The organism is Streptomyces sp. NBC_00038, assembly GCF_026343635.1.
In the GTDB taxonomy this organism is placed as follows: Bacteria; Actinomycetota; Actinomycetes; order Streptomycetales; family Streptomycetaceae; genus Streptomyces.
Genome location: NZ_JAPELQ010000001.1, coordinates 5,646,965 through 5,660,304, shown reverse-complemented (window position 1 = coordinate 5,660,304; position 13,340 = coordinate 5,646,965). Strand labels below are relative to the sequence as shown.

The following is a 13,340-nucleotide window of genomic DNA, read 5'->3' as shown; positions in this document are numbered from 1 at the left end:
AGTCGGGTGAGACGTATGAGACGTATGAGACGTATGAGACGTATGAGATGGGTGAGATGGGCGAGACGGGTGGAACTCACGCACGGGTTACCTCCGAGGTGTCGCCGAGGACGATGCGGGCGAGGTTGTCCAGAGACACCGAGCCGGGTGTGAGGTAGTCGCTGTGGCCGACACCGCCCGCCGCGAAGACATGGGCGCCGAAGTCCGGGGAGACCGGGTCGGTGCCGAAGCCGACGGTCGTGCCGAAGAGGTCGGCGCGCGTGTGCGGGACGCCCGCTATCCAGTCGTCGGCGCCGCGGGCCGCCCAGACACGGGCGGACGTGTGCAGTGCCGCGACCGAGTCCGCGCCGGTGCCCGGGCTGCCGACGAGCACGATGTCGTGCACGTCCAGGTCCTGCGCCGCACGTCCGCAGACCACCGTGCCGTAGGAGTGGCAGAGCAGGGAGACGGGCGCCTTCTCGCCGACGACGCCCCGCAGTTCGCGTATGAACCCCTTCAGGCGCGGGGCCGCGGCGTCGGCCCGGTCCGTGGTCAGCACTGTGGTGCTCACCGTGCGGGGTGCCTCATAGCCGAGCCAGGCGACGACGGCCGTACGCGGGCCGAGGCGCTCGTGCAGGGAGAGGGCGCCGGCGCGGAACCGGTCGTACGTCTCCAGGTTGGTGTCGGAGCCGGGGACCAGGATCGCGACGCGGCCGGCCTCGGCGAGGTCGCCGAACACCTCGACGGCCTGGCCCGGTCCTCGGCCGTCGAAGGAGAGGAAGCGGCGGGAGGGGTCGGCCATGGCCCGGTCGGCGGCGGCGCGGGTGCTGTCGCCGCGGTCCGCGGCCATACGGGCCGCCTCCGCTGCGTTCGCACCGTTGGCGGCATACGCCTCGTCCAGCGTCGATACCGTCAAGGGGGCGAGCGTCGCGGGCGCCGGGGCGGGGATCCGGGGCCGAGCGGCTGCGGCGGCCACGGGGACGACGACGGCGCCCATGACCAGTACGGCGAGCAGGGTGCGGCGCAGCCGCCGGACCACGCGTCCGGCACGCCCACCCGACGTCGGCCCCGCAGCCATCGGCACCGACTCCGGTCCCAGCCCCAGCCCCAGCCCCGGCTCCGACTCCGACTCCGACTCCGCAGGCGATCTCCCGCTGCCCGCCGCGCTCGCCCTCGCCCCGAACCCCATGCCGACCTTCCCTCCCCGTGCTCCCGCTCATCGGGCGCCAATGGAAGGGAAGTTACGGATCGTCACGTGTCGTCGGCGTCCCGCCAGGGAGCTCACCTGGGAGGTAGCTCTCAGGTATTACGGGTATGACCGGGCGGCCGAACAAGGGCCACACGCCGGTCGCTCTCCGGCCGCCTTCACCAGGCCAGCTGGGCGATCTCCTCGGCCACCACCGCGCACGCGTCCGCCGCCGGGTCGATCAGCGGGAAGTGGCCGACGTCCTCCAGGAGCGTCAGGCCGACCACCTCGCCCGCCTTCGCCGCCGCGTCGGCATACGCCTCGGCGACCGCCTGCGGGACGACGATGTCGGTACGGCCCTGTACGAGGGTCGTGGCGATGCCGCTGGGGAGCAGGTGCGCCGGGTCGGCGTACGGCAGACGTTCCGCGAACTTGCCCTCCCCGCCGAGTAGTTGGCGCGCGGCCCCGCCGCACACGTCCAGTTTCTCGGCGACCCGGAAGTCCGCGATCGGGGCGAGGGCGACGACTCCGCGCAGGGGCGCCGGACGGGCCGTGTGCCAGGGCGCGTCGGTGGGCAGGAGGTGGCGTGCGGAGGCCCACAGGGCGAGATGGCCGCCCGCCGAATGGCCCGTGACCACGATGCGGCGGGGGTCGGCCGACGGAAGTTTCTCCCGTACGAGCGCGGGCAGCGCGTCGAGCGCGGCCGCGACGTCGTCGAAGGTGTCCGGCCAGCGGCCGGCGACCGGGGCGTCGCCGCCCTGCGCGGGGATCGCGGGGCCCCGGCGGTACTCGACGTTGGCCACGGCGAAACCGCGGCGCGCCAGGAAGTCCGCGAACGGCGTGATGTGACGGCGGTCGTACGGGGCGCGCCAGGCGCCGCCGTGCAGGACGACCACGAGGGGGGCGAGGACGACGGGGTCGGGCTCGCGCGGGGCGTAGAAGTCGATCACCTGGTCGGGGTGATCGCCGTACGCGACGGTGACGTCGGGGTCGACGGGCGGGTGCGAGAAGGCGGACGCCTCCTCGGCGTTGTCCCGTGCCTCGGCGGCGTCCCGTGCCATGGCGTCGTCCCTGGCTGCGGCGTCGTCCTGCATGCTCCAACCTCTCAGCTGTGAAACGGATTTGGCGGACCAGGAGAGAATTCGGCCGTTGGCGGGGACGCTACCAGGCCCGTGACGTGCGTCGACACCGGCATATCACTCTCGGTTAGGGTCAAACGGTTCTGCTGTTTCGTTACGCTGGCGGGGGACGTCCACGCCCGTGGTCCGGTTCTCGAAGGAGTGCGCCATGTCCGCCATGTCCGCCGAGCCCGGCACCGTACGACCCGGGGGACGCACCGCCCGCGTCCGTGCGGCCGTGCTCCGCGCCGCCGGGGACGTACTCGCCGAGCAGGGGTTCGCTCATCTCGATCTCGCCGACGTGGCGCGGCGGGCCGAGGTGGGGAAGACCACTGTGTACCGGCGGTGGGGGTCGGTGACCGGGCTGGTCGCCGACCTGCTGAGCGATATGGCGGAGCAGTCGCTGCCGCGGGTGGAGACCGGGTCGGTGCTGGGGGATCTGCGGGCCAATGCCGCGCTGGTGCGGCGGACGCTTGCGGATCCCCGGCAGGGGGCGCTGTTCCGGGCGGTCATCGCTGCGGCGGCGTGTGATGTGCGTACGGCTGAGGCGGTTCGGCGGTTCTACGACGTGCGGGTCGCGGAGTGGGTGCCTTGTGTCGAACAAGGGGTTGTCCGGGGGGAGTTGCCGGTGGGGACCGACGCCGCGCTGGTCGTTCGTGCGGTGTCGGCTCCGCTCTACTACTCGTTGCTCACCGTCGGGGTGGTGCCGGGGGACGACGACGCTGAGCGGGCCGCGTCAGCCGCGTTCGCTGCGGCGGCGGCCGGGGTGTACGTCGTCCCCCGGTGATCCGGGGGGAGGGGACAAGCGTTTTTCGCCCCCTCCGCCCCTACCCGTCCCTTGTTCCTGGGGGCTCCGCCCCCAGACCCCCGTTCGCCCGAAGGGCTCGTCCTCAAACGCCGGACGGGCTGATGGTGCCCACCTGGGCTGAAAAGTGGAGCCCCCACGGGTGGGTGGGGGATCGGGACGGCACCACCTCGCCCTCAAACGCCGGACAGGCTGAAAGATCTCCCCCGGCCGGGCTGACGAGTGCAGCCCCGGCCGGGCTACAAACCGATCTCCTCGCCCAACAGCCTCGCCGCCCGTTCCACGTCCGCGAAGCCGACGTACAAGGGAGTGAAGCCGAAGCGCAGGACGTCCGGGTGGCGGAAGTCGCCGACCACGCCCCGCTCGATCAGCCTCTTCATGACCTCGCCGGCGTCGGCGCACCGCAATGCGACCTGGCTCCCCCGCTCCGCGTGGGCGGACGGCGTCACCGGCTCGACCCTGCCCTCGGGGACGTACGCCGAGACGCATTCCAGGAAGAAGTCCGTGAGGGCGAGGGACTTGGTGCGGACGGACTCGATGGAGACGCCGTCCCACACCTCGAGGGCCGCCTCCAGGGCGAGCATCGACAGGATGTCCGGCGTGCCGACCCGGCCGCGCAGCGCGCCCGGCGCGGGTTCGTAGGCGGGGCTCATGCCGAAGGGGTCCGTGTGGGAGTTCCAGCCGGGGAGCGGGGAGTCGAAGCGGTCCTGGAGTTCGCGGCGCACGTAGAGGTACGCCGGTGAACCCGGGCCGCCGTTCAGGTACTTGTAGGTGCAGCCGACCGCCAGGTCGACACCGTGGGCGTCCAGGTCCACCGGCAGGGCGCCCGCGCTGTGGCACAGGTCCCAGACCGCGAGAGCACCCGCGGCGTGGATCGCGGAGGTCAGGGACGGGAGGTCGTGCAGGCGGCCGGTGCGGTAGTCGACGTGGTTCAGCAGGACCGCCGCCGTGCGGGGGCCGAGGGCGGCGGGCACGTCCGCGGGGTCCAGCGGCCGCAGCTCGCAGCCGGTCAGGCGGGCGGCCGACTGTGCGATGTAGCCGTCCGTGGGGAACGTCGTCGCGTCGACCAGGATCTCGTCCCGGCCCTCCCCGGCCAGCCGCACGGCACCCACAACCGCCTTGAAGACGTTGACACTTGTAGAGTCGCCCACCACTATCTGGCCGGGCGCCGCGCCGACCAGCGGCGCGATCCGGTCGCCGATCCGCTCCGGCGCCGTCCACCAGCCGCTCTCGTCCCAGGACCGGATCCGCAGCTCGCCCCACTGACGGCGTACGACATCCTCGACCCGGCCGGGTACGTTCGCGGGCAGCGCGCCGAGCGAGTTCCCGTCCAGATACACCACGTCGTCGAGAACGAACCGCTCGCGCAGTCCGGCCAGTTCGTCGGCCGAGTCCAGTTCCTCGGCCCTGCCGCGCAGCTCAGACATGGGACCTCGCCGTCCACAGCTCGGGGAACACGTTCTTCTGCGCCCGCTTCTCCAGCCAGGCCACCCCGGAGGAGCCGCCCGTGCCCGACTTCGCGCCCATCGCACGGCGCGTGGCGACGAGATGGTCGTTGCGCCATCGCCACACCAGTTCGGCGACGTCCGTCAACGCCTCGCCGAGACGGGCGAGTTCGGCGTTCTCGTCGCCCGCGTACAACGACGTCCACACCGCCTCCACCTCCGGCGAGGACTCGTAGCGCAACGACACGTCGCGCGAAAGGACCGCCGACGGGACCGCGTGCCCGCGCCGCGCCAGCAGCCTCAACACCTCGTCGTACAGGCTCGGTTCGTGCAGTGCCTTCTCCAGCTCCGCGTGGACGCGCGGGGCGCCCCGGTGCGGGACCAGCATGGACGCGGACTTCTCGCCGAGCAGGAACTCCATCCGGCGGTACATCGCGGACTGGAAGCCGGAGCCCTCGCCAAGGGCGCCGCGGTAGGAGTTGAACTGGGCCGGCGTGAGCCCCGCGAGGGGCCGCCAGGAGGCGTTCAGCGCCTCCAGCTCCCGTACGGACCGCTTCAGCGCGGCCACCGCGACCGGCACACTGTCCTCGCGGAGCGCGTTCGCCGCGGTCTCCCACTCGTGGACGATGACCGTGAACCACAGCTCCATGACCTGCGTGGTCACGAGGAAGACCATCTCGCCGGGGTCGTCGGAGCGGGTGTGCTGGAGGTGGGTGAGGACGTCCGCCTGTACGTAGTCCTCGTACGGCGTCGTGCCTTGGCTCCAGTCGATTTTGGGGGCGAGATCCGGTGTCTCGGGCTCCTGAGCCGCTACGGGCTGAGCCTGCTGGGACGACATCGCTGTCTCCTGATGCGTACTCCGGGTAGCGGTCCGCCCCTGCCGATTCCGACACGGGGGCCCCGGTCCCCACCGGGCATCCTCCACAATCGTCACCCGAAACCGCAAGGTCCGCCTGGTCACACCAGGCGGACCTGCATCAATACCCCGGAACTAGCCCAGCGTCTGTGCCGCCGCCGGCGAGGAGTCCTTCAGGAACTGGCTGCAGCGCTGGTACTCCTCCTGCTCGCCGATCGCCTGGGCGGCGCGGGCGAGGCCGTGCAGGGCGCGCAGGAAGCCGCGGTTCGGCTCGTGCTCCCAGGGGACCGGGCCGTGGCCCTTCCAGCCGTTGCGGCGCAGGGAGTCCAGGCCGCGGTGGTAGCCGGTACGGGCGTAGGCGTACGACTCGACGACACTGCCGCGCTCGTACGCCTCGTCGGCGAGCTGCGCCCAGGCGAGGGAGGAGGTCGGGTACTTGGCGGCGACGTCGGCGGGGGCCGTGCCGTTCGCGAGGAGCTCGCGGGGCTCCGGGTCATCGGGGAGGTGGGTCGGGGGCGGTCCCCCGAGGAGGTTCTCGTGAATCGTCATGGGTTCCAGTCTGCGGCATCCCGAGGAGGGAGGGTTCCCTGCGCCGGGGCTGGGGTCGGGGGTTTTTCGCCCCCTACGCCCAGGTTCAGCCCGTCCGGCGTTTGAGGACGAGCGCGTTCAGCGCGACACGGGGGTCTGGGGGCGGAGCCCCCAGGAACAAGGGACGGGTAGGGGCGGAGGGGGCGAAAAAACCCACCCTCACCCCCGCTTCCCCGCCTCCAACGGCGGAGCCGTAACCCACCCGTGCGTGCAGCACTCCGGCCGACGGCAATCCGGCGCCGGCCGGCGCACCGTAGTGAAGGCCACGACCGCCCCGAGGACGAGCACCCCCGCACACAACGGCATCGCCCGCCGGAACGCGGCGTCGAAGGCGTCGGCGGACCGGTACGCCTCCGACCCCATCCCCGCGAGCAGCGGCAACGCGGCAACCGCGATGAGCCCCGCCGCACGGGCCGCCGCGTTGTTGATCCCGCTGGCGAGCCCCGCCCGCCCGACGTCCACGGAGGCAAGGACGGTAGCGGTCAGCGGCGCGACCAGCGTCACCATGCCAAGGCCCATGACCAGCAGCGCCGGAAGGACGTCGGCGACGTACGAGGCGCCCTCCCCCACCCGAAGCATCAGCAGCATCCCCGCCGCACACAGCAGCGGCCCCACCGTGAGCGGAATCCGCGGCCCGATGCGCTGGGCGAGCTCACCCGAGCGGGCGGAGAACAGCAGCATGAGAACGGTCGTGGGCAGCAGCGCCGTACCGGCACCGAGGGCGGAGTAACCCGCCACGACCTGCAGCTGGAGCGCGGCCAGGAAGAAGAAGCCGCTGAAGGCCGCGTACACGCACAGCGTGACGGCGTTGACCGCCGTGAACTGGCGCGACGCGAAGATGTCGAGCGGCATCATCGGATCGCTGCGGCCCCGCTCGACGTACACGAAGGCCACCCCCGCGGCCACGCCCGCGACCGCCGTCACCCACACGAGCACGGAACCGGTACGGGCCTCGATCAGCGCATACGTCACGAACGCCAGCGACAGTGCGCCGAGGGCCGCGCCCAGCACGTCGAAGCCGCGGTGTGTACGGCTGTCCATGGACTCGGGGACATGCCGCAAGGCGATCGGCGCACACAGCAGCGCCACCGGGATGTTCAGCAGGAACACCCAGCGCCAGCCGGGGCCGTCCACCAGCCAGCCGCCCACGAACGGCCCGACCGCCGCGCCGACACCCCCGAACCCCGACCACAGCCCGACGGCCCTGGCCCGGTCGTCCGGATGGAAGGAGGCCTGGATGAGCGCGAGTGAACCGGGAGTGAGGAGCGCCCCGCCGACGCCCTGCAGCGCACGGGCCGCGATCAGCACTCCCCCACTGGGCGCCAGCCCGCACAGCAGCGAGGCGGCCGCGAACCACACCACCCCGATGACGAAGACCTTCCGCCGCCCGTAGCGGTCCCCGAGCGACCCGCCCAGCAGGATGAGCCCGGCCAGCGTCAGCGTGTACGCGTTCACGGTCCACTGGAGGGCCGCGAGGTCCGCGTCCAGGTCACGGCCGATGCGCGGCAGCGCGACGTTGACGACCGTCGAGTCCAGCATGGCCATGCTGGAACCGAGGACGGTGGTCAGCAGGACCCACTTGCCCGTGGCGCTGGAGATCCTGACGCCCGGTTCTGCCGGTTTCTCCTGCGGAGTCTGCGGAGACGGTGGCGACTGCGGATCCTGTGGAGACTGCGGATCCTGCGGAGTGGCAGCCATACATCGGAGCATACGGAAGGGCCCGGCACCGCGCGGGTGCCGAGCCCAAATCCGTACGCCGGTTACTTCAGCTTGGTGCCCGTGGAACGCAGCGCGGCGCACGCCTCGGTCACGCGCGCGGCCATGCCGGCCTCGGCGGCCTTGCCCCAGGTGCGCGGGTCGTACTTCGACTTGGTGCCGACCTCGCCGTCGACCTTCAGGACCGCGTCGTAGTTGCGGAACATGTGGTCCACGACGGGACGCGTGAAGGCGTACTGGGTGTCGGTGTCGAGGTTCATCTTCACGACGCCGTTCTCCAGCGCGGTGGCGATCTCCTCGGCCGTGGAGCCGGAGCCGCCGTGGAAGACGAAGTCGAAGGGGTTCGCCTTGCCGTACTTGGCGGAGACGCCCTCCTGGAGGTCCTTGAGGAGCTCGGGGCGCAGGACGACGTTGCCCGGCTTGTAGACACCGTGCACGTTGCCGAAGGACGCGGCGAGCAGGTAGCGGCCCTTCTCACCCAGGCCGAGGGCCTCGGCGGTGCGGAGCGCGTCGTCGACCGTGGTGTAGAGGGAGTCGTTGATCTCGTGGCTGACGCCGTCCTCCTCGCCACCGGTCGGGGTGATCTCGACCTCAAGGATGATCTTCGCGGCGGCGGCCTTCGCGAGCAGCTCCTGGCCGATGGCCAGGTTGTCGGCGAGGGTCTCGGCGGAGCCGTCCCACATGTGCGACTGGAACAGCGGGTTGAGGCCCTTGGCAACGCGCTCGGCGGAGACGTCGAGCAGCGGACGTACGTAGCCGTCCAGCTTGTCCTTGGGGCAGTGGTCCGTGTGCAGCGCGACCGTGATGTCGTACTTCGCGGCGACGATGTGCGCGAACTCGGCGAGCGCGACGGCGCCGGTCACCATGTCCTTGTTGTGCTGGCCGCCCAGGAACTCGGCGCCACCGGTGGACATCTGGATGATGCCGTCGCTCTCCGCCTCCGCGAAGCCGCGCAGCGCAGCGTGCAGGGTCTGCGACGAGGTCACGTTGATGGCCGGGTAGGCGAACTTGCCTGCCTTCGCCCGGTCGAGCATCTCGGCGTAGACCTCGGGGGTTGCGATCGGCATCTGTCCGCTCCTTGTGTATATGCGGGTGGCGTTCTGCTGCTTACGGCCCTGACCTAGGGGGTGACGTCATCGTCGGCCCCATCTTTCCAGACTTGCCCGGATGCTTCGCCCATGGTGTCCAGCCTGTGGATAACTCCGGATCCGGGCCGTCTGCGACGCCGTACGCAACGCCATACGCAAGGCCGTACGCAACAGGGCTCAGTCCAGGCCCAGCTCGTCCTTCGAGAACGCGAAGAAGTACGGCACCCCGGCGCCGGCCTCGATCTTCTCGGCGGCGCCCGTCGCGCGGTCCACGATCGTCGCGACGCCCACCACCTCGGCGCCGGCCTCGCGCACCGCCTCCACGGCGGTGAGCGGGGAGCCGCCCGTGGTGGAGGTGTCCTCGACGACGAGCACGCGCCGGCCCGCGATCTCCGGACCCTCGACGCGGCGCTGCATCCCGTGCTCCTTGGCGGCCTTGCGGACGACGAAGGCGTCCAGGCGCTTTCCGCGCGCGGCGGCGGCATGCAGCATGGCCGTGGCCACCGGGTCGGCGCCCATGGTGAGGCCGCCGACCGCGTCGAAGTCGAGCCCGTCGGTGAGGTCGAGCAGCACCTGGCCGACCAGCGGCGCGGCCTCGCCGTCCAGCGTGACGCGGCGCAGGTCCACGTAGTAGTCCGCCTCGAGACCCGAGGAGAGGGTCACCTTGCCGTGCACCACGGCCTTGTCCTTGATCTGCTGCAACAGCGCGTCGCGTACGTCAGTCATGTCCGCCAGCTTAGAGGCGCCGCCAGGTCCAGGTGGTGGCCGCCTCCAGGGGCTCGATGGGCGTGACCAGGCGGGGAAGGGTGTTCAGCCCGTTGGGCGGCCCCGTCTGCGGTTCGACGCACACGGCCGCCTCCTGCTCGTCGTACACGACGACCCATTCCTCACGGCTGGCGATCTTCAGCTCCAGCTGACCCGGCCAGGTGAGCGTGACGTCGACTCCGTCGGGCATGCCGAAGCAGTCGTCCCAGGGGCTGGGGCGCGGCTCGATCCTGCGCCCGGTGGGGAGGTGGTCCTCGCCGCGCTCCTCCTGCCAGGTGGGGGTGAAGTCGATGCTCACGTCGTCCTCGCCGAGGTTCCGGTTGAACCACGGGTGCCAGCCGATCTGGGCGGGGAAGGAGGAGTCGTACGTCTCCACGGACATGGTGAGCGTGAGGGCGTCCTCCGTCAGGGCGAACGCCTGGGTGACGCGGCCCGGGTGGGGCCAGGGAGCGACGAGGTCGTACGTGATCACGGCCTCGTTCTTGGTGGTGTGGGCGGTGTGCCAGGCGCCGTCGCGGGCGGTGCCGTGGATGGCGTGCGGTGGGGAGTTGAGCGGCATCTGCTGGACGTTGACGCCGTCCAGGAAACGGCCGTCGCGGATCCTTCCGCACCACGGCACCATCGGGAAGCACCCGAATTTCGCGCCCTGCCGCAGCAGTTCCACACCGCCGACCCGCACACTCCCGACCCGTCCGCCGTTCCCCGGCAGCACGGTCACCTCCGCGTCACCCGCGGTCAGCGTGATGTCTCCGTTACTCACGGAGTTGACCCTACTGGGACGGGGGCCGGGAATGGTTTTTCGCCCCCTCCGCCCCTACCCGACCCTTGCCCCTGGGGGCTGCCGCCCCCAGACCCCCGCATCGGCCTGAACGGCCTCGTCCTCAAACGCCGGACGGGCTGAAAGATCTCTCCCCGGCCGGGACCCAAAGATCTGCCACCCGGGGCTGAACGATTTCAGCGTCGGCCGGGCTGAAAGATCTCAGGCCGGGGCGAAAGATCTGCCGCCCGGGGCGAAAGACTCCAGCGCCGCCCGAGGAAAGATCCAGCCCCTCCGGCGTTTGAGGAGCGGGGGTTTGGGGGCGGAGCCCCCAAGGGACGGGAATGGGTAGGGGCGGAGGGGGCGAAAAACCACCCCCCAACCCACCCCTCACCGCCGCTTACGCAACACCCTCGTCAGCGCAATGGCCGACGCGAGGGCCAGAGCCGCCGCAGGTGCCGCCCAGCGCAGGGTGGCGCGGGCGGCGGTCGCCTCCGGCGCGGGGACGGGGGCGTAACGCCCGCGAGGCGGCGCGTGGTCGACCTCCTCCGCGCTGCGGCCGATCATCGTCCGCCGAGCGTGCGCCGCCTCGGCGATGGCGTCCTCCTCGTCGGGCACGAGCCCCGCGACGAGCTCCTCCTCGTCCACGAACTCCTCGCCGAACCCCTCCGCCACGAGTTCATCCTCGACAGACGGCTCAAGCGACGGCGCCGGCACATCGGCGTCGAAGACGGAGGGGGCGGGCTCGGGGTCGGGGTCGGGCTCGGCCCCCGCAGCCGCAGCCGAGGACGAAGCCTCATCCACAGCCCCCAGATTCCCCGCGAACCGCTCCAAGAGCCGCCCCACCGCGGCAGCCACCGCATCCGGCGCCAACTCCGCCACCCGCCCGTCGGCGGAAGCCGTACCGCCCACGACGACGGTCGTACCACCGTCGGCGGGCACCAGCCGCAGAGCCAGCGCGAGCTTCACGGAACCACTGCCGCGCGCCTCGGTCGCATCGCCCTCGACGGCGTAGGAACCGTCGTCCTGGGCGGTGACACTCAGCGTGCCGCGATAGGTGATCGTGTGGCCGCCGAAGCGGACTTTCAGGCGCCCGGAGACGGGCGGCGTCCCGGCGTCCTGCTGGAGTCCGGGGACCGCCCGGGCCACCCGCACGGGATCGCCCAGCGCCTCCCTGAGCCGCTCGGCCGGAACCGGAACGTACACCTCATGCTCCATGCCAGCCGAGCCTACCCAGCACGACCCGAACCGCACCCGCGTATGAAGGGATTCCGACGGGATTCCCACGGCACCGACTCAGTCGGCGTACCGCGGATGCACCAGCGTGGAGGGCGGGAGGCCGGGAATCCGGGTGCGGGAGGCGGCACGGGCGTCCGCGGTCAGAGCGGCGGGCGTGAGGGTGCGCGGGCTCGGCCCGTCCGGATCCAGGCTCAGGGCCGGAGCCGTACGGGAGGCCAGGAGGAAACCCCAGTCGTGCGGGGCGTGTGACGCACCGGCCGTGCGGTCGGGACCGGCCGCGAAGCCGGAGTCGCGCCCGCCCACGCGGTAGGGCGCGGTGCGCAGTCCGGCCGTCTGGATCGTCGTGTCGATCGTCCAGAAGACCCGGGGGCGGGTCTCCACGGGACCCGCGTGGACCGCGAGGCGGCCGTCGGGAGCCAGCACACGGCGTACCAGGCCGTAGAACTCCTGCGAGTACAGCTTCGTGCTCGCCGTGATGCCCGCGTCGGGGAGGTCGGAGATCACCACGTCGTACGTCGAGGGAGCGCCGCGCAGCCAGTCGAAGGCGTCCGCCGTCACCACACGCAGGCGTGAGTCGTCGTACGCGTGACCGTTGAGCCGGGACAGCGCCGGGTCCTGGCGTGCCAACCGCACGACCCCCGCGTCGAGTTCGACCTCGTCGACCTGGTGTACGCCCGGATACCGCAGCACCTCGCGGGCGGCGAGTCCGTCGCCACCGCCGAGGATGAGCACGCGCGCGTGGGGGCCGTTCATCGCGGGGTGGACGAGTGCCTCGTGGTAGCGGCGTTCCTCGCCGCCGCTGACCCGGAGGCGGCCGTCGAGGTAGAGGGCGAGCGGGCGGCCGTCCGTGCCGCCGGTGAGGACGACCTCCTGGACCCCGGTCCGGAGCGCGACCCGCACCTCGGCCCCGTACACCGCCTGCCGCGCCGCCCGTTCGAAGTCGTCGACCAGCACCGCCGCCGAGGCGAGGAGCCCGAGGACCAGGAGGTTGGCGACGGCCAGCGTCCAGCGTGCGCGCCGGGTCAAGTCCCCGCGGAACAGGCCGAGTACGAGTGCGCCGCCGGCCAGTGCGTTCACCCCTCCGGTGAGCAGTGCGCCGGTCAGCTGTCCGAGCCACGGCAGGAGGAGGAAGGGGAAGGCCAGGCCGCCGACCAGTGCGCCCACATAGTCCGCCGCGAAGAGGTCGGCCACCGCGCCGCCCGGGTCCTGGCGGCGGACGCGCTGTATCAGCTCCATGAGGAGGGGGACTTCGGCGCCGATCAGCAGGCCGATGGTGAGGGAGAAGGCGACCAGCAGATAGCGGGAGCCGTCCGCCCAGACGCCGCCCAGGTCGCCGGTCCACGCGAACACCGCGTACAGCGCCATCGCACTGCAGCCGCCGACCAGGGCGAGCGCCGCCTCGACCGCGCCGAAGCCGGCCGCGGCGCGGGGGCGCAGCCGCTTGGCGGCGAGGGAGCCGATGCCCATGGCGAAGACCATGACGGAGAGGACCACGGAAGCCTGGGTGACCGAGTCGCCGATCAAGTACGAGGCGAGGGCGACCAGTTCGAGTTCGTACACGAGTCCGCATGCCGCGCAGACGAACACACCCGCGAGGACGAAGAACCGGCCGGTGTCCGGGCGGACCGGCAGCCGCGCCTGGCCCTGGACGCCGCCCCACTGCGGGGGCGCGCCGGGAGGTGCGGGCGCGTGCGGTTCGATCACGTTGCGAACGGTACGTCACACCGGCGCTACGCCTCGTCACCCACACGTGTGGAAGTGACCCCGCGGTTTATGGCACTCGGCGTCGAGGTGACCG

General features: G+C 71.8%; 12 protein-coding genes. 1 reads left to right on the top strand and 11 read right to left on the bottom strand.

The genetic code is table 11. The features are described 5' to 3' along the window. Nucleotides 1-76 precede the first annotated feature (76 nt). Together OG219_RS25605 and OG219_RS25600 are read right to left on the bottom strand one after the other, a co-directional pair. Nucleotides 77-1,057 carry an alpha/beta hydrolase gene (locus OG219_RS25605; protein WP_266836231.1) on the bottom strand — a complete coding sequence of 327 codons (981 nt, stop codon included), beginning with the start codon at nucleotides 1,055-1,057 and terminating at the stop codon, nucleotides 77-79. A 287-nt stretch (nucleotides 1,058-1,344) separates the two neighbouring features. Further along, nucleotides 1,345-2,226 (bottom strand): alpha/beta hydrolase, encoded by an 882-nt coding sequence (locus tag OG219_RS25600; protein ID WP_266836230.1) that lies wholly within the window; start codon nucleotides 2,224-2,226, stop codon nucleotides 1,345-1,347. 235 nt (nucleotides 2,227-2,461) lie between these two features. On the opposite strand from OG219_RS25600, the gene OG219_RS25595 reads away from it, so the two are divergent. Beyond that, nucleotides 2,462-3,070, top strand: coding sequence for a TetR/AcrR family transcriptional regulator (locus tag OG219_RS25595; RefSeq protein ID WP_266836229.1), 609 nt, complete (start codon nucleotides 2,462-2,464; stop codon nucleotides 3,068-3,070). Nucleotides 3,071-3,327: 257 nt separating this feature from the next. Here the strand turns inward: OG219_RS25595 and kynU are convergent, their stop codons facing one another. From kynU to OG219_RS25550, 9 genes are all read right to left on the bottom strand, one after another. Then, nucleotides 3,328-4,515, bottom strand: a complete 1,188-nt coding sequence (gene kynU, locus OG219_RS25590) for a kynureninase (protein WP_266830209.1) — start codon at nucleotides 4,513-4,515, stop codon at nucleotides 3,328-3,330. Next, nucleotides 4,508-5,371, bottom strand: coding sequence for a tryptophan 2,3-dioxygenase family protein (locus OG219_RS25585; protein WP_266830208.1), 864 nt, complete (start codon nucleotides 5,369-5,371; stop codon nucleotides 4,508-4,510). The genes kynU and OG219_RS25585 overlap by 8 nt, the downstream gene beginning before the upstream one ends. A gap of 153 nt (nucleotides 5,372-5,524) precedes the next feature. Further along, complete coding sequence (locus OG219_RS25580; RefSeq protein WP_266830207.1) at nucleotides 5,525-5,938, bottom strand: DUF3151 domain-containing protein; 414 nt, start codon at nucleotides 5,936-5,938, stop codon at nucleotides 5,525-5,527. A 198-nt stretch (nucleotides 5,939-6,136) separates the two neighbouring features. Then, nucleotides 6,137-7,675, bottom strand: coding sequence for an MFS transporter (locus OG219_RS25575; protein WP_266830206.1), 1,539 nt, complete (start codon nucleotides 7,673-7,675; stop codon nucleotides 6,137-6,139). A gap of 62 nt (nucleotides 7,676-7,737) precedes the next feature. Then, the gene (gene fbaA / locus OG219_RS25570) at nucleotides 7,738-8,760 is read right to left on the bottom strand and encodes a class II fructose-bisphosphate aldolase (RefSeq protein WP_266830205.1); all 1,023 of its coding nucleotides are present in this window, start codon (nucleotides 8,758-8,760) and stop codon (nucleotides 7,738-7,740) included. Nucleotides 8,761-8,958: 198 nt separating this feature from the next. Then, the gene (pyrE, locus tag OG219_RS25565; RefSeq protein ID WP_266830204.1) at nucleotides 8,959-9,507 is read right to left on the bottom strand and encodes an orotate phosphoribosyltransferase; all 549 of its coding nucleotides are present in this window, start codon (nucleotides 9,505-9,507) and stop codon (nucleotides 8,959-8,961) included. Between the two features lie 10 nt (nucleotides 9,508-9,517). Beyond that, a complete protein-coding gene (locus OG219_RS25560) occupies nucleotides 9,518-10,306 on the bottom strand; it encodes an aldose 1-epimerase (RefSeq protein WP_266830203.1) in 789 nt (262 codons plus the stop codon). A gap of 387 nt (nucleotides 10,307-10,693) precedes the next feature. Next, complete coding sequence (locus tag OG219_RS25555; protein WP_266830202.1) at nucleotides 10,694-11,521, bottom strand: SRPBCC family protein; 828 nt, start codon at nucleotides 11,519-11,521, stop codon at nucleotides 10,694-10,696. Nucleotides 11,522-11,599: 78 nt separating this feature from the next. Then, nucleotides 11,600-13,246: a polyamine aminopropyltransferase gene (locus OG219_RS25550; RefSeq protein ID WP_266830201.1), complete on the bottom strand. Its 1,647-nt coding sequence runs from the start codon at nucleotides 13,244-13,246 to the stop codon at nucleotides 11,600-11,602. Nucleotides 13,247-13,340: the final 94 nt, after the last annotated feature.